Origin of the sequence: Flavobacterium sp., from assembly GCF_040402895.1 — a bacterium.
Taxonomy (GTDB): Bacteria; Bacteroidota; Bacteroidia; order Flavobacteriales; family Flavobacteriaceae; genus Flavobacterium.
The window spans coordinates 106934-127042 of sequence record NZ_JBBALR010000001.1 but is presented as its reverse complement, the minus strand read 5'-3'; the positions used below and the strand labels follow the sequence as shown (position 1 = coordinate 127042).

Genomic DNA, 20109 nt, shown 5'->3' with positions numbered 1-20109 from the left:
ACAAATTTCACTGATTTGATTTTATAAAATTAAACGTTTATATTTTAAACTATCTTCACCAAAATTAGCTAAAATTCCAATCTTTTTTTTTGAAGCCGCAAGATAGTTTAATACTTGTTTTGTTTCGCTATTTGTTAATTCGTATTGGTTTTACAATACTAACGGCACACTTCTTAATCCGTCTTCTTCATGGCTTACAATTCCTAAAGCTTCATAAATGTATGCGAAAGTAGAAAGTAATTCTGGTTTTCCGTTTACGATAGCTACATCGTGTTCAAAGTGTGCGGAAGGTTTGTTGTCAGCCGTAGTGATGGTCCATCCATCTTTATGTTGCACAATGTTTTTGGTGCCTAAATTTATCATTGGTTCGATGGCAATTACCATTCCGTTGACTAATTTTTTTCCATGCCCACGTTTTCCATAATTCGCTACTTCTGGATCTTCGTGCATTTTTCTGCCTAAACCGTGTCCGCATAATTCTCGAACTACACCATAGCCGTGACTTTCACAATAGGTTTGTATAGCATATCCAATATCTTCCACACGATTGCCTACTTTTGTTTCTTTAATTCCAACATATAAAGATTCTTTGGTAACTTGTAGTAGTTTTTTGGTTTCTTCAGCTACTTCACCAACCTCAAAAGTATAGGCATGATCACCGTAAAATCCATTTTTTAAACTTCCGCAATCTACAGATATAATATCACCGTCTTGTAAAGGAGTGTTGTTTGGAATACCGTGCACTACTTGCGTATTTGGACTCATACATAACGAATTCGGGAAACCATACATACCTAAAAAGGCTGGCTCGGCACCATGGTCTCGAATAAATTCTTCAGCTAATTTATCTAAATATAGTGTGGTAACTCCGGGTTTAATTTCCTTTGCAATCATGCCTAACGTTTTGGAAACAATTAGGGCACTTTCACGCATTAATTCTATTTCCTCAGCAGTTTTTATTATAATCATCTTCTTGATATTGAGACTGCAAAAGTAAAAAATTAATCTGGATTTGCTATTGTTTTAAACAAATCGGCGTTGGAAACATAAAATCTATTTTCGATTGAAATTTTTGATAATTGTGCCAGAACTAAATTGTTTTCTCGTGTATTTATTAAAAACAACGAACTTTCTCCCATATTAAATAATCGTTCTTCGGAATTTAATAATGTTGAATTGTCTTCTACCAAGTCTGTAATTAGGTTTTCTTGTCTTTTTAAAGATTGAATTTCAGCTTTTTGCGATTCAATTTTGTTTATTAATTGTTCTTTTTCAAAATTTAATCCAAATTTTTCCGATTCAATTTTTTGTTTGGTTAATTTTAAGCTACCTCGTTCTTTTCTTAAAAATAATGGTAGTGCAACATTTACTCCAAATTTATAATCTTGAAATCGAAATTCTTGAAATTGGTTTGTGTTTGATAAATAATTATAGCCCAAATCTACTTTTGGTAGTAATTGATTGGCTTTTAATTTTCTATCTACTTCAAGCATATTAATCTTATAATTAATAGCATTTATTTTAGGATGATTTTCTGTTTGAAAATTTATTAAGTTCAGTTCATTGGTGTTTAAATACTCTTGAATATTTTTAAATAAATTTATTTCAGGATACATATTTTCTTCTAATTCAATTGGAACAGCATTGTTTGTCCACAAAAAATTAGATAGTTCTAAACGTGCTTTCGTTAGTTTTAGAAGTGCATCTTCTTTGTTTAATCGTCTGTTTTTTACGATAATATTTGCTTCCACACTGTCAATTGCTGCTTTATCGCCTTGTTCAATTAGTGTTTTAATTCCGGTTAATCGTATTTCAGCATTTTTTAAATAGGTATCGTATAATGTAAATTCTTCATAATTTTTTTTCCAATTAAAATAGGAGATAGCGGCTTGGTGCAAAATATGTATGGCTTGTAATTTTCTTTCAGCCACACTCAAATTAACGTTTATTTTTGCTTTTCGTAAATCGGCCATTCTTTGATTAATAAGAAAACCTTGTAAAAGCGGAATGGAGATTCCAGCGTAATTTAAACCATCTGTTGGTGTGTTATTTTCTGGATTTAGAAAGGTACCTTCATTACTTTCAAAACCGCCATTAAATTCAATTCCGTACCAAGTTGGAATTTTAAATCCACCATTAAAAACGGAATAATATTTTTTATCACCGAATTCTTTATTGTTAAAATCGGCTTCTAATTTTGGGTCAAAAGCACCACGGGCCATTAATAAATTGGCTTGCGCTTGCGAAATTTCCAAATCGGCAATTTTTACTAAAGGATGAAATTTTTTCACCATTCCCATATACTCGTTAAAGGACATTTCACTTGTAACTTGAGCATTTACAGTATGTATTGCAAAAAATAGTATAAAATAATAAAATTTCATTTTTGTGTTATTTTTCAGAAACATCTTTACTTTTTTCTTTAGTTGTTTTGTAATAGTTTGGTGGAAATCCATTAAGTGTTCGCCAAACTTCGAACCAAATAGGAACTTCATTTAAAAGCGCCATAGTTTGTGCTCCAGATCCGATACTTAATTGTTTCGGCCATTTATGTTTGTCGGTTTCATCAGGTGCAATTAAAATTCGGTATTTCCCATTTTCTGAAATAAAATTTTCAATAGCTACAATTTTTCCACCAAAAGTTCCGTAAGATAAATTTGGCCATCCTGAAAAGACAATTGTTGGCCATCCATCAAACCAAACACGTACTTTTTCGCCTTTTTGAATTAAAGGAAAATCATTTGGAGAAACATACGTTTCTACTGCAATATCATATTTTGCTGGCATTATACTTACAATTGGTGTGCCTTCTTTGATGTTTTCACCTAGCCCAGATTTTAATGCACGGTTAACATAGCCATTTTGAGGTGCTGTTATGTAATACATGCCGTTTCTTATTTTGTAATTTTGATATTGGTTTTCCAATTTGTTTACTTGTGCTTTTGTGTCATATTTATTGCTTTGTGCCGTAAATTGATCACTTTGCGCTTTTGAAAATTTCTCGGAATATTCAGCATTAATTCGACTAATTTCTACTCGTGCGTTGATCAATTCGTTTTCGCTACTTAATAATTTATTTTCTTGGGTAATTATTTTTGCTTCAATTTCTTGTAATTTTAAACGTTTTTCTTCTACATCGGTTAACGGTTTTAATCCTTCTTTATTTAGTTGAACGGCACGTTTAAATTGCGTGTTGGCAATTTTTATTTGTGTTTTTATAGCTTCTAAATCCATGCTATCGCTTTTTATTTTAAGAATAGCTTGTTTTATTTTGTTTTTAGCTTGTTTTGATTTTAAGTTTCTTTCATTATTTATAGCACCCATTTGCGAGCCTAATGCTTCAACTTTGCCTTCGTAAGCATCAACAGCATCTACTTTAGCATCCATTTGATTTTTTGTATTTTCTACCAGATTTGGATCTAAATAATCTTCTTTTATTTCTGATATGAATAAAATAGTGTCGCCTTTTTCTACATAATCACCTTCATTAACATACCATTTTTCAATTCTTCCTGAAATTAATGATTGTATAGTTTGTGGTCGTTGATTTGGTTTTAAGGTGGTAACCGCCCCAGAACCTGATATGTTTTGTGTCCAGGGTAAGAATATAACAACTACACATAAAATTGAAAAAACAACTAATACTTTGTTTAGTATTTTATAATGTTTTGGATTATTAAGTTGTTGTACGGCACTATGTTTTTCTAAATTAGAAACTGGAATGCTGTTTTTATTTGAAATATTTAACATATTTATATTTTTTTAAAATCCTTACTAATTTTACCTTCATTTAAAGTGATAATTCGGCTGCATTTTTCTTTAAAGTACTCATTTTTAGAAACGGCTATTATCGTCCATTTTTGATCTTTATGCAATAAGAAATCAATGATTTTTTTGGCAGTTTCTGAATCTGTTTTGTCTAGAGAATTTTCAAAAAATAAAATTCTTGGTTCATTTATGATGCTTCTTGCAATTAATATTTTTTGCATATTGGATGACGAAAGTTGTTTCCCATCAGATGATATTGGTGTTTGTAATCCTAATGGCAATGTTTTAATAAATGTGGTTAAATCCACACCATCTAAAGCCCATTTTAGTTTACTATTTTCTATTTTTTGGTTAAAGGCTATGTTTTCTAAAATTGTTCCTTCAAAGAGCGATTCGCCATAAAGAATACTACCAAAATGTTTGCGATAATCGTTTATGTTTACTTTGTTGTAGGTGTCGTCATTGATAATAAAATGACCTTTTGTTGGTTGTAATAAACCGCTCAATAATCGTATTAAAGTCGTTTTTCCCGAACCATTTTCTCCTTCAATTATAATTCTTTCCCCTTGATTAATTTCTAAGTCAATATTTTCTAATACATTTTCATTTTCAAACTCAAATTTAAATTCAACATTTTCCAAGGTAATAGATAAATTAGAAAAACACGAATTATTTTCAATTGACATATCCTCTACAGGTTCTAATTCTAAATCAGTGATTTGTCCAATTTTTTCAACAGATGTTAGTACGTCGTAAAAGGTTTCTAAACCTAAAATTATTTTTTCAACAGAATTAATTACTAATAAAATAATAATTTCTGCCGCTACAAACTGTCCAATATTCATTTTTTGATTAATTACTAAAAAGCCACCAATAAGCAATAAACTCGAAGTAATTAATGCTTTAAAAATTAATAGTTGTGAAAATTGTCTTTTTATCACGTTAAAATGCTTTTCTCTATAACCTAAATATTTTATTACCAGACTATTGTTTTTTTCTAAAGCAAATTCAAGATGTTTTGGGTTTTTAAAACTAAAATTATTTTTTGCTAATTCTAATAACCAGTTGGCTACTTTATATTTCGATTTAGATTCTTTTAAACTTGTTTGTAATCCTGATTGGTATGAAAATTTGAAAATTAAGTATAATAAGATAGCTAGAAAAATTCCGAATAAAATAAAAAACGGATGGTACAACGAAAGTAAAATGATACCAAAAAATATTTGCAAAAACGCGGAAGAAAAATCTATGAGTAGTTTTGATGTTCCTTTTTGAATAGAAATAGTATCAAAAAATCGATTCGCCAATTCAGACGTTTGCGAATTATGAATTTCATTAAATTTTAATTTTGGTATTCTATACGCAAATTCAAACGAAGAGCGTATGAAGATTTTTTGTTGTAAATTTTCTGAAATACGCAATTGCATTAAGGATAAAATTCCTGCAAAAATTACCCCAATTACTACCAAAACTACCAAAACAATCCAAGACACACTAATTCTTCCAGCTTGAATAAAATTAATTATTGCCTGAATCCCTAATGGTAATGATAAACTAATTAAACCCGAAAAAATGGCATATGAAAATATTTGTACGATATCTTTTTTATCTAATCGTAATAGATTAAAAAATCTTTGAAGTGGAGTCATAGTTATTTATTTAAAAGGTTTTCAATTAAGTGAACATAAAAATCGGATGCACTTACTTTTTCATTACAATTAGTTATTGTTTTTAAATGATTTTTTAAAAAATGTTGGTGTAAAGCGCCCTCAATAATTGATGAAACCAAACTTTTTGAGTAGGGATATTCCGGATTAATATCCATTATCATTCTTTCTATTCTATAATTTACTTGCTTGTAAATCAAGAAAAAGCCTTTTTTGTTTTCTTCGTCAACTTGCTTGCTGTGTAAAGTTTTTGTAAATTCTTCTATAATAATTTTATTTAAAATAGCTTCATTAATATGTTCTGTTACACAATCGTCTTCAATAGTTTCAGTAACAATTGCAATTGCTTTTTTCAATTTTTCAATTTTATTTTCAATATTATTGGTAGAAAAGACCAAGCGATACTCTATCCAAGCCCAATACCAAGAAGATAAATACACCAATAATTTATGTTTGTTTTCAAAATATCGGTAAATAGAACTTTCGTTCGAACCAATTTTTTCGCCTAATTTTTTAAATGTAAATTCTTCAAAACCAATTTCGTCTATAAGTAAAATACTATTTTGAATAATTTTTTTCCCTAAATCAGACGTTTCAGGATCTTTTACGAACGTTTTTGGATTGACTTGTATTTTAATATTTGCTAATAAATCTTGCATAGATTAATAATTTAAAATGCAAATATAATAGTAATACTATTAATATATAATAGTTTAACTATAATTTAAGAAATTTTCATAAAAAAAACCATCATAAAGATGGTTTTTTAGTGTCTTAAAAAAAATTAGTTTTTCTTTAATTCTAATTTTTCAGCAAAATAATCACAAAAATCGGTCATAGCGCCCGCCATTTTTTCATCTCCAGTAGCACGTTGAAACGTATCCGTCATAGCTACTAAAGTTTGATGGAAAAATATTTTCATTTCATCCACTGGCATATCTTTTGTCCATAAATCAATACGAAGCGTTTCTTTTGCTTTTGCATCCCAAATGGATAATAAAACCGTTTTGGCTTCTTCGTTATTTACGCCACCATCTTGTGCTGACCAAGTTAATTTTTCTGGGACATTATTTTCGTCTAATGCTATGTTTACTTTAATTTCAGATGTTTTGCTCATTTTTATTAGGTAAAAGGTTTTGGGTAAAGGGAATAGGGTAAAACAGTAAAATAACTACTTACTGTTTTTTTGGTTTGTATTTCGATTTGTTAAAAATAACGGTTGGTTCTGTTTTTAATAATTGGTCTAAAGTTACATCATTGTTTTCCATATAACTTTTTACAATTTGCCAACCTAACCACTGACCAATTCTTCCAGGCGATTCTCTATCAATTTCCAAATAGAATTTTGTAAATGGTCCGTCTTCTATAAAACGTTGGTAATTTTTTATATTATTATCGTACAACAGTTTTTCATCAACTAAATAACTCCACATTTGAAATTCATTTTCTAAACAGAATTTTTCTTGCAGTTCTGTATATCCAATTTTTTGATAATTAGGCGTTTCAGGAAGTAAAATGTCTTTTAAATAATGTAATTTTCCATAATAAATCATTTCACTAATTAATGTTTTGTCTTGTGATGGCACTATTTTTCTGTAGGCAAAATTAGTTACTAAATCCGGTGCTATTTGATGCGGTTCTAAGTTGGCTTTTTGATATTCAGCAAACGGTTCATAAAATTTATGATTTTTTCCTAAATACGTATCTAGTGAAATTAAAATTAAATCATTCGTGTAAAACGATTTTTTATCAATCAAAACTTCATTCACTAAAGTAATTACTCGTGGTGTTTTTTCTTCAGGAAAATAATGTTTAATTCTCGAAACCAACATTTCTAAATCGTCTTCAATTTTTGAATTATCTGGAAATTGTTTCGAAACTTCTACATTTAATTCTTTAAAAATAGGATCGTTTAATTTGGCATACCAAATTGAATCTGGAAATTGCTTTGGAAATAAAAATGGATATTGATTTTTTAATTCTGGTAAAGTTTTTGGAGTAGCCGCCGCATATAATTTATCGAAACGTTCAATATTTAAATCTACTGATTTTTTGATGTCTACAATTTCAACGGCATCCTTTTTTTTACATTGCAGGAAACAAAAAACTGAAATTAGCAAGAAGATTAATTTTTTCATCGTATGAAATTTACTATTTTTATCAAAAATTACTGAACTGCAAATATATAATTATATACCTAAATTATTTATTAAAATTATGTCAAATAAAACAACGCTACATTTAGAAGAAATTCATACTTATATTGTCAATTGGCTGAAAACTTATGCACAAAATTCTGGTGTAAAAGGTTTTGTTATTGGGATTTCTGGTGGAATTGACAGCGCCTTAACCTCATCATTATGCGCACAAACGGGTTTTCCGGTATTGTGTGTAGAAATGCCAATTCATCAAGCAGAAAGTCACGTAAATAGAGCGAATGAACATATTCATCAATTAAAATCTCGTTTCCCAAACGTGTTTAACGAAAGAGTAGACTTGACACCAAGTTTTGAAACGTTTAAAAACAGCGTACCAACTAGTGAAAATGAGGCAGCTTTAGCTTTAACATTAGCCAATACCAGAGCGCGTTTACGAATGACAACTTTGTATTATTTGGCTGGAATTCACGGGTTTTTAGTGGCTGGAACAGGAAACAAAGTAGAAGATTTTGGGGTAGGTTTTTACACAAAATATGGTGATGGTGGGGTAGATATAAGTCCGATTGCTGATTTAATGAAAAGCGAAGTAAGACAATTGGCTAAATTTGTAGGTGTACCTGAAAGTATTTTAATTGCTAAACCAACTGATGGACTTTTTGGCGATGACAGAAGCGATGAAGACCAATTAGGCGCTTCTTATGACGAGTTAGAGTGGGCGATGGAAGCCATTGAAAATGGAAAAACCATTGAAAATTTTGTTGGAAGAGAAGCGGAAGTATTTAAAATATACCAGCGATTAAATAAAGTGAACCAACATAAAATGCAACCCATTCCTGTTTGTGAAATTCCAAAATATTTGAAAAACTAAAAGTTTAGTTTAAAATCGAGCTAAAACCCGACCTAAATTTTTTGCAATTACGGAAGTTAACGATATGTAATCTTTAATAGTGGTGAGAATTTCTGAATTATCGATAGAAATATCTGTAGTAATTTTGTTTTTATTTTCTTCAATAATGCTATTTAATAAATACCATCTGTAAGATAAAATAGTTTCATTTACACTTTGTGCTAAATTAATGTTTTTATCTTCCACTACGATTTTTCTACTTTCCCATTTGTGTAAAACATCTCGTTCTTCAAGCATTAAAATTGAGGTGATTTTATTGGCTATTTCTGGTGAAGTTTGCGAAATATATTTATCAATTTCAAATTCGATATTTTGATTGTAGTAATTGATTATATCGGAGTAAATGGTTTTAAAAATTGGGTTTGACAACTCAATTTCGTCTTCTTGAAGTGCCAAATATATTTTTTCGTATACTTTATACGAGTTGGTTTCTTTTACTTCTACAATGTTTCCTGCATCGTCTTTTGATAAAAATGTTTCAGTAAAATCATCTGTTTTAGAACCGTTAATTAATAATATTTCTATAATTTTTTGTTCCAATTCGTATAAAATATCAATTTTTTCAGGTTGTAATTGCACATTGTTTTTATGAACTTCAAATGCTTTTTTCTCTTCGGTATATTTTTTATTGGCTTCAGAAATATCTTTCTTAAGCATTTGAGCTAACGTGTTATACAATACTTCTTCTGAAATATCCATAATGCGCGAACATTCTTTAATGTATACTTCGCGTTTAATTGTGTCAGAAATTTTAGAAATACTATTTACCATATCTCTAATTAATTCTGCTTTTTTTATAGGGTCATTATTGGCTTCTTTAATTAATAAATCAGCTTTAAACTGAATAAAATCTTTTGAATTTTCGTCTAAATAGTTTTTTAAAACGTCAAACGAATTGTTTTTGGCAAAACTATCGGGGTCTTCACCATCCGGAAAACTACAAACTTTTACGTTCATTCCTGCTTCCAGAATTAAATCAATTCCACGGATAGAAGCGCGTAAACCTGCAGCATCACCATCAAAAAGTACGGTAATATTATTGGTTAATCGGTTTACCAAACGAATTTGGTCTGCTGTTAATGCCGTTCCAGATGAAGCAACAACATTTTCAATACCGCTTTGATTAAACTGAATCACATCGGTATACCCTTCTACTAAATAACAATTGTCTTGTTTGGCAATCGCTTGTTTGGCTTGAAAAATTCCGTATAAAACTTTACTTTTATGATAGATTTCGCTTTCTGGCGAATTTAAATATTTCGCCGCTTTTTTATCGTTAGTTAAAATTCTACCACCAAAGCCTAAAACGCGGCCACTCATACTTTGGATAGGAAACATGACACGACCTTTAAAACGGTCAAATGTTTTTCCGTCTTCTTGTTTTATAATGGTTAAACCTGTTTTTTCTAAATACTCTAATTTGTAGGCTTTTCCTAAGGCTTCTTTGGTAAACGCATCCCAGATATCAGGAGAATAACCCAACTGAAACTTTTCGATAGTTTCTTTTGTAAACCCTCTTTCCTTGAAATAAGACAAACCAATTGCTTGTCCTTCATCGGTATGGAGCATAGTTTTATGAAAATAATCTCTGGCAAATTCTGAGACCAAATACATACTTTCTTTTTCGTTTGCTTGTTCGATATCTTCATTAGAAACAATGGTTTCTTCGACTTCAATTCCGTATTTGTTTGCTAAATATTTAATCGCTTCTGGATACGTAAAATGTTCGTGTTCCATTAAGAAAGTAACCGAATTTCCACCTTTTCCAGAACTAAAATCTTTCCAAATTTGTTTCACTGGTGACACCATAAAGGATGGCGATTTTTCGTTTACAAACGGCGAAAGTCCTTTCATATTACTTCCGGAACGTTTGAGTTGTACGAAATCGCCAATGACTTCCTCTACACGAGCTTGGTCAAATACTTTTTCTATGGTTTCTTTAGATATCAAAATGTATTGCGATAATTTGAAAATGAGGTAATTTGAAAATTCAAAGTTCGTAAAAATACACATTATTAAATTAAAAGAAAAAAACCTACAAGAAATTTCCTTGTAGGTTTTGAAAAAAGCATTTTTTATAACTCAAATTTAATTGACCGTTTGTAAAGACGAGAATGATTTAAAAAAGGTTGTATAGGTATTGTTTTTTTATTGAAATTGAATTTTGACATTTTTTTTGCTAGTGTCTAAATCTTTCTTTCAATAACGTAATTTACCATCAAAATAAGGGAATCTTTATATATTGATTCAGGAAAATCTTGAATAAGAAGAAGTGCTTCTTGTTGAAATTGCACCATTTTTTGTTCGGCATAAGATAATCCTCCCTGATTTTTTACAAAGGCAATTACTTCTTTTACTCGTTTTTTATCTTTATTGTGATTTTTTATCGAATTGATAATCCAACTTTTCTCTTTTGAAGTGCAATTGTTTAAGGTATAAATTAATGGTAAGGTCATTTTTTGTTCTTTGATGTCAATGCCTGTTGGTTTTCCGATAGTATCTTCAGTATAATCAAATAAATCATCTTTAATTTGAAACGCCATTCCAATTAATTCACCAAATTTGCGCATTTTTTCAATAGTTTTTGCTTTTTCAGGCGCCACTGCACAAGCTCCTAGTGAACAACAAGCAGCTATTAGTGTAGCTGTTTTCTGACGAATGATTTCGTAATAAATGTCTTCTGTAATATCTAATTTTCTGGCTTTTTCTATTTGTAGCAATTCACCTTCACTCATTTCTCTTACCGCTACAGAAATTATTTTCAATAAATCAAAATCATTATTATCAATTGAAAGTAACAATCCTTTAGAAAGTAAAAAATCACCAACTAAAACTGCAATTTTATTTTTCCAAAGGGCATTTATTGAAAAAAAACCACGACGTTTATTACTGTCGTCTACTACGTCGTCATGCACTAAAGTTGCGGTATGAATAAGTTCAATAACCGAAGCGCCTCTATATGTTCTGTCATTTACGGTACCGCCTGAAATCATTTTTGCGGTTAAGAACACAAACATGGGTCGCATTTGTTTTCCTTTTCGGTTGACAATATAATGTGTAATACGATTTAATAAGGCGACTTTTGAAGACATAGCTAATTGAAACTTTTTCTCGAAAAGTTCCATTTCGTAGGCTATGGGTTCTTTTATTTGCTCCGTTATTTTCATTACCTCAAAGATACTACACATTAAAGGATTAGAAAAATATTTTTTTAAATTAAACCTTTTTAGTATTTTTGAGTCTAATTTACTGAACATTAAATTTTTAAAGATGAAAAAAATAGCAAAATTTTTATTTTCAATAGTAGTATTGGTTGCTTTCACAGCTTGTGAAAAAGAGAATGAAGTTACTCCGGATACGTTAACTTCGGCAGACGCTTTAGTAAATGCGAAAATTGATATGGCAAGTGACGACATATCAAATATTACAGATCAATTATTTGATAATGTTGATGGAAGTACTATTTCATATAGAGGTGTAAATAATGACAATTCGGTATTTTCAAATTGTGCTATAATTACAAGATTGCCAGCATTTGGAACGGTTATCACTCCAGGAACTCAAGTAACAAAAACCATTAATTTTGGAACAACAGGATGTCAATTAAACAATGGAAATATTGTTAAAGGGAAAATTATTATTAGTTTCGTTCATCAACCAACAGCGGTTTCTCATACAGTAACTTATACATTTGATAATTTTTATCACAACAATATTAAATTTGTTGGAACAAAAACATTTACTCGTTCTTTAACAGCTGCAACTGCAACATCTGCTCCACATCCTATCGTAGTTATGTTGTTGGATATGACTATTACAATGCCAAACGGAGATGTTTATACACGTGTAGGAACCAGAACAAGAGAATTAGTAGAAGGATTTAACACCACTCAAATTTTCGCAGATAATATATATAAAATTACAGGAAACTGGACTACTACACATCCAAACGGAACGGTACAAACAGCAACAATTACAACACCTTTAAGAGCTAGAATGAGTTGTTTAGCACCGCAAAATCCTAAACCAATATTGGTTTTAGGAGTTATTACTTTTGTTAAAAATGGGGTAACTGCAACTTTAGATTACGGTAATGGAGATTGTGATAATACTGCCGTATTTACAATCAACGGAAATTCATATACAATTACTATTGGTAATTAATTGATACAACACATATTCATAAAAAAGGAGAAGCATTGCTTCTCTTTTTTTTATGATTTGTTAGCTAATTGGCCGCAAGCGGCATCAATGTCTTTTCCTCTACTTTTCCTTACTTTTACAATAATATTGTTTTTTTCTAAAGCGGTAATATAGTCTTTTGTAGCTTGTTCACTAGCTTGATGAAAATCGCCATCATCGATAGCGTTGTATTCAATTAAATTGACCTTACAAGGCACATATTTACAAAATTTTACTAAGGCATCAATAGAAATTTTGTCGTCATTAATTCCTTTCCAAACAACATATTCATAAGTAATTTTGCTTTTGGTTTTGGTATACCAATATTCTAATGCTTCGCGTAGTTCAGTTAAAGGGAAACTTTTAGTAAATGGCATAATCTCATTTCGAGTGGCTTCAATAGCCGAATGTAATGAAACTGCTAAATTAAATTTCACTTCATCATCTGCCATTTTTTTAATCATTTTGGAAACCCCAGACGTAGAAACGGTAATTCGTTTTGGCGACATCCCTAAACCTTCGTTTGACGTAATCATGTCAATGGCTTTCATTACGTTGGGGTAATTCATTAATGGTTCGCCCATTCCCATAAAAACAATATTTGAAAGTGGTCTGTCGTAATACAATTTACTCTCGTTATCAATGGCTACTACTTGGTCGTAAATTTCACCAGGTGTTAGGTTTCTCATTCGTTTTAATCGGGCAGTAGCGCAAAAATTACAATCTAAACTGCAACCAACTTGACTGGAAACACAAGCAGTTGTTCTCGTTTTAGTTGGAATAAGAACACTTTCAACAATTAAATCATCGTGTAAACGCACCGCATTTTTTACAGTTCCGTCTTCACTGCGTTGCATCGTATCTACTTTTACATGATTAATTACGAAATTGGCTTCTAACATAGCGCGAGTTTCTTTCGAAACATTCGTCATGCTTTCAAATGAATGTGCACTTTTACTCCACAACCATTCATAAATTTGATTGCCACGAAACGCTTTATCGCCATTAGCGACAAAGAAATCTCTTAACTGCTCTTTAGATAAGGCACGTATGTCTTTTTTTTCTGCTTGCATACGGCAAAAGTACTACTAATGTGCCAATTAATCAATTTTCATAATACCAATTTAATGATACGCTGATTATATTAATTTTAGAAATTTTTTTAATCTGTGTTTAAAACAATTGAATTTGTACTTTTGTACTTTGAAATTTATAACAGTTATGCACTTTATATCAGAAGATTTAGAAAATTACGTAACCAATCATTCGCAACAAGAACCAGAATTGTTGGTGCAATTGAATAAAGAAACGCATCAGAAAATTTTGCAACCACGAATGTTAAGTGGCCATTTTCAAGGCAGGGTTTTGAGTATGTTGTCTAAAATAATTCATCCTAAATCTATTTTAGAAATTGGAACCTATACAGGCTACGCTGCTTTATGTTTGGCAGAAGGTTTACAAGAAAACGGAACCTTAGATACCATTGATATAAATGAAGAGTTAGAAGAAATTCAAAAAAAATATTTTAATTTATCTGAGTATTCCAATCAAATCGTGCAACATATTGGTGATGCCATTGAAATTATTCCAACGTTAAATAAAAAATTTGATTTGGTTTTTATCGATGCAGATAAAGAAAATTACATTAATTATTTTCATTTGATTGTGCCTTTGATGAATAAAGGCGGCATCATTTTATCCGATAATGTATTGTGGAGCGGAAAGGTTTTAGAAGAAGTTAAAACTAACGACAAAAGCACACAAATTTTACTTGATTATAATAAAATGATTAATGAAGATTCTCGTGTAGAAACCGTCTTATTGCCCATCCGAGATGGCTTGACGGTTACTCGTGTGTTGTAGGCATAATAAATTTATTTGAAATTTTTTCAAATAAAAAATAAAATAACCACCCCGTTAAACTACCAAAAGCATATCCTGAAATGATATCTAAAGGATAGTGTAGCCCTAAATAAATTCTACTGTAAGCAAAAATTAATGGATACAGAAATAAGAGGTAACTGTATTTATAGTGTTTTCTTAAAATTAAAAACACAAACATCATGGCCGCTGTTGAATTTGCTGCGTGTCCAGAGAAATAACTAAAGGTATCGCTATCTTTTACTACTCTTATTAAGCCCACTAAAGTATCATCATTACAAGGACGTAATCGTTGTACTGAAAATTTAATTACATCTGTAATTTCATTAGTAAACGCAATTAATGTAGCAACTATTAGGATGGCTATTCCCAATTTTTTCGTTCCTAATTTTTTATATAAAATAAAGAGTAAAATTAAAAAAAATGGAGTCCAATTGATTTGTTTGGTAATTAAAAGCCAGATAGCATCAAAAGGTGTTGCTCCTAAATTATTGAGATAAATAAATAATTTTTTATCTAAATGAATTAAGTAATCCAGCATTACATTTGACGTTTTATTGGTCCAGTAGCGTTTTCAATATCTTCTTTTATTTCCGTAATGGGATTTGAAATTTCCACAGGATTGATATATTCTGTCATGCTTTTTTTTGCACTAGCAATTTCATCTGAAATGCCGCCAGTTAAACTTTTTAAATCAAGTCCGTTTTCTTCGGAACCTTTTTGGATTTCATGTTTAATTTCATTGGTAGCGTTTTTTAATTGCGCTATACCTTTACCCAACGTTCTTGCAATTTCCGGAATTTTATCTGATCCAAAAAGCATTAGAATTACAAGTAATATAAAAAAAATTTCGCCTCCGCCAATACCGAACATAGTTTTGTGTTTTATGAATTACAAAGGTAATAAAAGTTATGAAATTAATACTAAAAAATAAAGCCGTCATTGACGGCTTTATTTTTATTATTTCTTTTCTATTTGTTCAAATTTATCCACAACGGCTTCTTTTGGCCAAGTATTATTGGTAACATCAATATCAGCTGTTTCTAATTTTGGGTCCAATTGAATTTTTACTACTTTTTTTTCTGTTGCAAAAACACGTTTTGCAGTAGTATTATTTCTTCTCCAAATTTGAACTGGAAATTTATGAGTTTCAGTGGTACCGTCTTCAAATTGTAATTCGGCAATAATTGGCATCATTAAACTTCCTGGTTTGTCAAATTCTACTTCGTAAAAATATTTTGGATTTTTTAAAGCGGCTTTCTCTTCCGCGTTATAATTTTTGTTTAAATACTCATTTAAAGCCATCACTTTTTCGGTTTCAAGTGCTGTTTTTGATTCTGGTTTCAATTCGGGACTTTCACTATTTACTAAGTAAATCATTGGTCCGCTGTTTGGCATTCTTCTTCCTCTTCTGTTCACGGCTGCAGCCGCTTCTTTAGAAGCATCTTCTGTCACATAAAATTGTTTTACGTTTTTAATTCCTAAATCTACTACATCAGTAGAATAGAACCAACCTTTCCAAAACCAGTCTAAATCCACTGCTGAAGCATCTTCCATGGTTCTAAAAAAGTCTTCTGGAGTAGGGTGTTTAAATTTCCAACGGTTCGCATAGGTTTTAAATGCGTGGTCAAATAATTCGTGTCCCATAATCGTTTCACGTAAAATATTTAATCCGGTTGCTGGTTTTCCGTAAGCATTTGCACCAAAATTATATACTACATCTCCATGGCTCATAATAGGTTCTAAGAACTGTTGGTTTCCTTTCATATAAGGAACAATAGATTTTGCAGGACCTCTATCTGCTGGGAAATTTTTGTCAAATTCTTGTTCGGTTAAATATTCTAAAAAGGTATTTAGACCTTCATCCATCCAAGTCCATTGTCTTTCGTCAGAATTTACAATCATTGGAAAGAAATTATGTCCTACTTCGTGAATAATAACCCCTAACATTCCATATTTTACTCTATCGCTAATTTTTCCATTTTCATCTGGGCGACCGAAATTCCAACATATCATTGGGTATTCCATTCCTTGATCTTCTGCGGAAACGGAAATGGCTTTTGGATAAGGATATTCAAATGTATATTTTGAATAGGTTTTTAAAGTGTGAGCTACAGCTATTGTAGATAAGTTTTCCCAAAGCGGATTGGCTTCTTTTGGGTACATAGAAATGGCCATTGGTTTGCTATTTCCAACTTGAACTGCCATTGCATCTAAAATAAATTTACGTGATGTAGAGAATGCAAAGTCTCGCACGTTTTCTGCTTTTAAATGCCAAGTTTTTTTAGTAGTTGCGAAGCTTTTCTCTGCAGCAGTTGCTTCAGCTTGATTAACAATAATTACAGGTTTATCAAAAGAATTTTCAGCTAATTGCCATCTTTTTTCTTGTTCTGCAGAATAGACTTCGCTTCTGTTTTGTAAAACCCCAGTACCATCTAAAATATGATCGGCAGGAACAGTAATTTTAACATCATAATTTCCAAAAGTTAAAGCAAATTCACTTCTTCCCCAAAATTGCATATTTTGCCAACCTTCTACATCATTATATACGCACATTCTTGGATAAAATTGAGCAATAACATAAATTTTATTTCCATCAGGAAATACTTCATATCCAGATCGACCATTTCCGCCATCTTTCATGTAATCGTTAATATTGTACCACCATTTGATTGAGAAAACTACTTTTTCTCCTTTTTTTAAGGCTTTTGGTAAATCAATACGCATCATAGTATTATTTATGATGTATTTCATGGCATTACCTTTTTCGTCTTTCACATATTCTAAGTTAAAACCGCCATCAAAACCTTTACCCATATATGTTTTGGTGAAGTTTTCTACTGAAGTAGCTTGAGGCATTGTTTGAGAATCAATTAAAGGCGTTTGTGAGTCTCTTCTTGCTATATTTTGATCTAATTGCACCCATAAATAGTCTAAAGATTCAGGGGAATTATTATAATAGGTAACGGTTTCACTTCCATACATTTTGGATAGTTTGTCGTCTAATTCTAAATTAATTTTATAATCCGCACGTTGTTGGTAATAGGCTGGACCTGGTGCACCAGAAGCCGTTCGAAACATATTAGGCGTAGCCATTTCGGCATACATTTGACTAAATTTATTAATATCAGTGTGCCCTTGAGGTTCTTTTTTAGTTTCTTCTTTTTTTACCTCTTGTGCAAAGCCGATAAATGACGCGAAAAATAAGAAAACGATTAAAATTAGCTTTTTCATAATTATTTGTATTTCAGTTTTTGGTTGGTTTCTGTATTAGTAAACAAAATTGTTTTTTTGTTTCCATTAATGTTCAAATGTACTAAATTTTGTTGTTCATTAAAAATATCGGATAAAACATTATTGTAAATGTCTAATTCTTTTAAATTATCTTTAAAAGGAATTTTCAAGTAGCAAATTACAATATTATCTTCTTGTTCTTTAGATAAAAACTGTAGTGTTTGAATTTTATTATTGATTTTAATTTTTAATTTTTCGGATAAATAAATAGTGATATAAGTGTTTGCATCTGATATTTCATCATTTGTGGTAAGATAAAAATGTTTGTTGTGTTTTTTATATAACGCCTTTTCTAAATCGTCAATAAATAATCTTGCAGTAATTTGAACCGCTTTTTTTTCTTTAAAATAATCTATTTGAAAAACCCCAACATAAAATTTATGCAAAGTAAAAGCACTCAGAAACGAAAACAATATTATCAGTAAACTTAACTTTATTTTATTCATTTTTTTTTGGTTCTGATTCTGTTTTTGGAATAGAATTTTCTTCTGTACTTTTTTCTGGTTCAACTGGTTTTGGATAATAGGGTTGTAAATTTTTCAATTTCAAAAAATCAACTGCAAGCGCGCTCATTCTAAAAGAAATTAGCGTTTTGTTTTTCGCTTTGGCTGCGTTTTTTAATTCTTCATCTTCTACAATATAAAAAACAAATCCTTGTACATATTCTTCTGGAATGTGTAATTGATTCATAATATATTCGGAATCAAAGTTAGTATTTATTTTATATTGTAAAAATTCTTTTCTTTCAACTTCTAATTCTGCTTTTAATTGTTTGGTTCTCCCAGAAATAGCGTTTATTAATGGATCAATACCAAAAGCGGTATTTAAGCCAAATTGTCCGTTAAAATCACCTGCGGTTTTCAAACGTCTTTCAGCTGGCGTGTATTTTTTTTGTCCTTTAGGAACCAATCCTAAAGATTCTGCAGTGATATCATCAGCATTCGTAACCATGATTTCTTGTATATGACGCGTGTAAATGTCTAATTTTATAAAAAGTAAATCTTTACCAAAATCCTTTTTTGTAATGATGTGTTTTTTGCCAACTAAATGAATGGCGCTAAACATAATAGTGTCATTTACTTTTGCTTTTATTTTAAAATAGCCTCCTTTTCCAGAAATTGTATTAGTTTTGTTTGAAATATTTACAATAGTAATACCTTCATTGTCGTTGGTTTCCACAATAATTTTTCCCTTAATTATAGAATCATTTTGTGAAACTACTATTTGGGAGACAAAGAGTAAAATTATTTGAATGTATTTTTTGATAAGTAAAAGAATTAATTTTTTTGTAAAAATAAAAGAACAAAAATACAATCCTTATAAAATTTTGTTAAGAATAGAGTAAAATTTGTAAAGTATATGAAAAAAGTTATTATAGCAAGCACCTCCACCTTATTCGGTGGCACCTATTTAGATTATTTATTGCCTGTTTTGAAAGAACACTTTGCAACTACTTCCAATCTAGTATTTATTCCTTTTGCCCGACCTGATGGAATTACGCACGAGGCATATACAGAAAAAGTAAAACCGTTTTTTAAACAATTGAATATTGAAGTAAAAGGAATTCATGAATTTGAAAATCCAATCGATGCGATACTAAAAGCCGAAGCTATTTTTACTGGCGGTGGAAATACGTTTGTATTGGTAGCTATGTTGTACAAATATAATTTATTGGATGTCATTCAGAAAGTGGTTGAAAACGGAACGCCTTATTTAGGAACCAGCGCAGGAAGTAATATTTGTGGTTTAACTATGAATACTACAAATGACATGCCGATAGTATATCCTCCGAGTTTTAAAACGTTGGGATTGGTTTCTTTTAATTTAAATCCTCATTATTTAGATCCAATAGAAGGTTTGCGGCACATGGGTGAAACTAGAGAAACTAGAATTAAAGAATTTCATTACTATAATTCGCAACCTGTTCTAGGATTAAGAGAAGGCAGTTGGTTGGAAGTATTGGGAAATAAACTAACGTTGAAAGGAGCTTTATCTGCTAGATTGTTTCAACAAGGCAAAGCGCCAATTGAAATAGAAACAGGAGCCGATTTAAGTGATTTAAAATAAAAAAAGCCTCAATAAATTTGAGGCTTTAGAGCGAAAGACGAGGGTCGAACTCGCGACATTCAGCTTGGAAGGCTGACGCTCTACCAACTGAGCTACTTTCGCATGGTAGAATTTTAAAATTCAATAAGTTTTAGAGCGAAAGACGAGGGTCGAACTCGCGACATTCAGCTTGGAAGGCTGACGC

The 20109-nt window shown here is 30.7% G+C and carries 19 protein-coding genes, 2 tRNA genes and 1 pseudogene (1 of these 22 running past the window's edge); 4 read left to right on the top strand and 18 right to left on the bottom strand.

The window, feature by feature from the left end:
• Positions 1-21: 21 nt before the first annotated feature.
• The 8 genes and pseudogenes from ABWP60_RS00700 to gldB all read right to left on the bottom strand — a co-directional run.
• Positions 22-129 (bottom strand): annotated as a pseudogene (locus tag ABWP60_RS00700) (GxxExxY protein); the annotation flags it as partial.
• Positions 130-150: 21 nt separating this feature from the next.
• Positions 151-969, bottom strand: coding sequence for a type I methionyl aminopeptidase (map, locus tag ABWP60_RS00695; protein WP_353147084.1), 819 nt, complete (start codon positions 967-969; stop codon positions 151-153).
• 32 nt (positions 970-1001) lie between these two features.
• Positions 1002-2384, bottom strand: coding sequence for a TolC family protein (locus tag ABWP60_RS00690; RefSeq protein WP_353147081.1), 1383 nt, complete (start codon positions 2382-2384; stop codon positions 1002-1004).
• Positions 2385-2391: 7 nt separating this feature from the next.
• A complete protein-coding gene (locus ABWP60_RS00685) occupies positions 2392-3750 on the bottom strand; it encodes an HlyD family secretion protein (RefSeq protein WP_353147078.1) in 1359 nt (452 codons plus the stop codon).
• Between the two features lie 2 nt (positions 3751-3752).
• A complete protein-coding gene (locus ABWP60_RS00680) occupies positions 3753-5417 on the bottom strand; it encodes a peptidase domain-containing ABC transporter (RefSeq protein ID WP_353147076.1) in 1665 nt (554 codons plus the stop codon).
• Positions 5418-5419: 2 nt separating this feature from the next.
• Positions 5420-6094: a TetR/AcrR family transcriptional regulator gene (locus ABWP60_RS00675; protein ID WP_353147073.1), complete on the bottom strand. Its 675-nt coding sequence runs from the start codon at positions 6092-6094 to the stop codon at positions 5420-5422.
• A gap of 125 nt (positions 6095-6219) precedes the next feature.
• Positions 6220-6552, bottom strand: a complete 333-nt coding sequence (gldC, locus tag ABWP60_RS00670) for a gliding motility protein GldC (RefSeq protein ID WP_353147071.1) — start codon at positions 6550-6552, stop codon at positions 6220-6222.
• Between the two features lie 58 nt (positions 6553-6610).
• A complete protein-coding gene (gene gldB / locus ABWP60_RS00665; protein WP_353147068.1) occupies positions 6611-7573 on the bottom strand; it encodes a gliding motility lipoprotein GldB in 963 nt (320 codons plus the stop codon).
• Positions 7574-7652: 79 nt separating this feature from the next.
• Here gldB and nadE point away from each other — a divergent pair, with 79 nt between their 5' ends.
• Positions 7653-8462 (top strand): NAD(+) synthase, encoded by an 810-nt coding sequence (gene nadE, locus ABWP60_RS00660; RefSeq protein WP_353147065.1) that lies wholly within the window; start codon positions 7653-7655, stop codon positions 8460-8462.
• 9 nt (positions 8463-8471) lie between these two features.
• Here nadE and dnaG read toward each other — a convergent pair whose 3' ends face one another.
• Both dnaG and ABWP60_RS00650 read right to left on the bottom strand, forming a co-directional pair.
• Positions 8472-10451, bottom strand: a complete 1980-nt coding sequence (gene dnaG, locus ABWP60_RS00655; RefSeq protein ID WP_353147062.1) for a DNA primase — start codon at positions 10449-10451, stop codon at positions 8472-8474.
• A 236-nt stretch (positions 10452-10687) separates the two neighbouring features.
• Positions 10688-11668 (bottom strand): polyprenyl synthetase family protein, encoded by a 981-nt coding sequence (locus ABWP60_RS00650; RefSeq protein WP_353147059.1) that lies wholly within the window; start codon positions 11666-11668, stop codon positions 10688-10690.
• Positions 11669-11771: 103 nt separating this feature from the next.
• Between ABWP60_RS00650 and ABWP60_RS00645 the strand changes: the two genes are divergently transcribed.
• A complete protein-coding gene (locus ABWP60_RS00645) occupies positions 11772-12665 on the top strand; it encodes a hypothetical protein (RefSeq protein ID WP_353147056.1) in 894 nt (297 codons plus the stop codon).
• 50 nt (positions 12666-12715) lie between these two features.
• Here the strand turns inward: ABWP60_RS00645 and rlmN are convergent, their stop codons facing one another.
• Positions 12716-13756 (bottom strand): dual-specificity RNA methyltransferase RlmN, encoded by a 1041-nt coding sequence (gene rlmN, locus ABWP60_RS00640; RefSeq protein WP_353147053.1) that lies wholly within the window; start codon positions 13754-13756, stop codon positions 12716-12718.
• Positions 13757-13904: 148 nt separating this feature from the next.
• Between rlmN and ABWP60_RS00635 the strand changes: the two genes are divergently transcribed.
• Positions 13905-14546 carry an O-methyltransferase gene (locus tag ABWP60_RS00635; RefSeq protein WP_353147050.1) on the top strand — a complete coding sequence of 214 codons (642 nt, stop codon included), beginning with the start codon at positions 13905-13907 and terminating at the stop codon, positions 14544-14546.
• Here the strand turns inward: ABWP60_RS00635 and ABWP60_RS00630 are convergent.
• The 5 genes from ABWP60_RS00630 to ABWP60_RS00610 form a co-directional block, all read right to left on the bottom strand.
• Entirely contained in the window at positions 14530-15105 is a 576-nt protein-coding gene (locus ABWP60_RS00630; RefSeq protein ID WP_353147048.1) for a phosphatase PAP2 family protein, read from the bottom strand. The genes ABWP60_RS00635 and ABWP60_RS00630 overlap by 17 nt on opposite strands.
• Positions 15105-15437 carry a Sec-independent protein translocase subunit TatA/TatB gene (locus tag ABWP60_RS00625; protein ID WP_353147046.1) on the bottom strand — a complete coding sequence of 111 codons (333 nt, stop codon included), beginning with the start codon at positions 15435-15437 and terminating at the stop codon, positions 15105-15107. The genes ABWP60_RS00630 and ABWP60_RS00625 overlap by 1 nt, the downstream gene beginning before the upstream one ends.
• A gap of 87 nt (positions 15438-15524) precedes the next feature.
• Entirely contained in the window at positions 15525-17798 is a 2274-nt protein-coding gene (locus ABWP60_RS00620) for a M1 family metallopeptidase (protein ID WP_353147044.1), read from the bottom strand.
• Positions 17799-17800: 2 nt separating this feature from the next.
• Positions 17801-18304, bottom strand: a complete 504-nt coding sequence (locus ABWP60_RS00615; protein WP_353147042.1) for a DUF6702 family protein — start codon at positions 18302-18304, stop codon at positions 17801-17803.
• Positions 18297-19037: a hypothetical protein gene (locus ABWP60_RS00610; protein WP_353147040.1), complete on the bottom strand. Its 741-nt coding sequence runs from the start codon at positions 19035-19037 to the stop codon at positions 18297-18299. The genes ABWP60_RS00615 and ABWP60_RS00610 overlap by 8 nt, the downstream gene beginning before the upstream one ends.
• A 180-nt stretch (positions 19038-19217) precedes the next feature.
• Between ABWP60_RS00610 and pepE the strand changes: the two genes are divergently transcribed.
• On the top strand, positions 19218-19925 hold the full coding sequence (gene pepE / locus ABWP60_RS00605) for a dipeptidase PepE (RefSeq protein ID WP_353147038.1): 708 nt from the start codon (positions 19218-19220) through the stop codon (positions 19923-19925).
• Between the two features lie 29 nt (positions 19926-19954).
• Here the strand turns inward: pepE and ABWP60_RS00600 are convergent.
• Both ABWP60_RS00600 and ABWP60_RS00595 read right to left on the bottom strand, forming a co-directional pair.
• Positions 19955-20027: transfer RNA gene (locus tag ABWP60_RS00600), tRNA-Gly, on the bottom strand.
• 32 nt (positions 20028-20059) lie between these two features.
• Positions 20060-20109: transfer RNA gene (locus ABWP60_RS00595), tRNA-Gly, on the bottom strand (it continues 123 nt past the right edge of the window).

Bases quoted from the DNA above. Each gene is read 5' to 3' on its own strand.
- ABWP60_RS00625 (WP_353147046.1), bottom strand. From the start codon at position 15,437: ATGTTCGGTATTGGCGGAGGCGAAATTTTTTTTATATTACTTGTAATT.
- map (WP_353147084.1), bottom strand. From the start codon at position 969: ATGATTATAATAAAAACTGCTGAGGAAATAGAATTAATGCGTGAAAGT.
- ABWP60_RS00690 (WP_353147081.1), bottom strand. From the start codon at position 2,384: ATGAAATTTTATTATTTTATACTATTTTTTGCAATACATACTGTAAAT.
- rlmN (WP_353147053.1), bottom strand. From the start codon at position 13,756: ATGCAAGCAGAAAAAAAAGACATACGTGCCTTATCTAAAGAGCAGTTA.
- ABWP60_RS00615 (WP_353147042.1), bottom strand. From the start codon at position 18,304: ATGAATAAAATAAAGTTAAGTTTACTGATAATATTGTTTTCGTTTCTG.
- pepE (WP_353147038.1), top strand. From the start codon at position 19,218: ATGAAAAAAGTTATTATAGCAAGCACCTCCACCTTATTCGGTGGCACC.
- gldC (WP_353147071.1), bottom strand. From the start codon at position 6,552: ATGAGCAAAACATCTGAAATTAAAGTAAACATAGCATTAGACGAAAAT.
- ABWP60_RS00620 (WP_353147044.1), bottom strand. From the start codon at position 17,798: ATGAAAAAGCTAATTTTAATCGTTTTCTTATTTTTCGCGTCATTTATC.
- ABWP60_RS00635 (WP_353147050.1), top strand. From the start codon at position 13,905: ATGCACTTTATATCAGAAGATTTAGAAAATTACGTAACCAATCATTCG.
- ABWP60_RS00680 (WP_353147076.1), bottom strand. From the start codon at position 5,417: ATGACTCCACTTCAAAGATTTTTTAATCTATTACGATTAGATAAAAAA.
- ABWP60_RS00645 (WP_353147056.1), top strand. From the start codon at position 11,772: ATGAAAAAAATAGCAAAATTTTTATTTTCAATAGTAGTATTGGTTGCT.
- ABWP60_RS00630 (WP_353147048.1), bottom strand. From the start codon at position 15,105: ATGCTGGATTACTTAATTCATTTAGATAAAAAATTATTTATTTATCTC.
- ABWP60_RS00675 (WP_353147073.1), bottom strand. From the start codon at position 6,094: ATGCAAGATTTATTAGCAAATATTAAAATACAAGTCAATCCAAAAACG.
- ABWP60_RS00650 (WP_353147059.1), bottom strand. From the start codon at position 11,668: ATGAAAATAACGGAGCAAATAAAAGAACCCATAGCCTACGAAATGGAA.
- nadE (WP_353147065.1), top strand. From the start codon at position 7,653: ATGTCAAATAAAACAACGCTACATTTAGAAGAAATTCATACTTATATT.
- gldB (WP_353147068.1), bottom strand. From the start codon at position 7,573: ATGAAAAAATTAATCTTCTTGCTAATTTCAGTTTTTTGTTTCCTGCAA.
- ABWP60_RS00685 (WP_353147078.1), bottom strand. From the start codon at position 3,750: ATGTTAAATATTTCAAATAAAAACAGCATTCCAGTTTCTAATTTAGAA.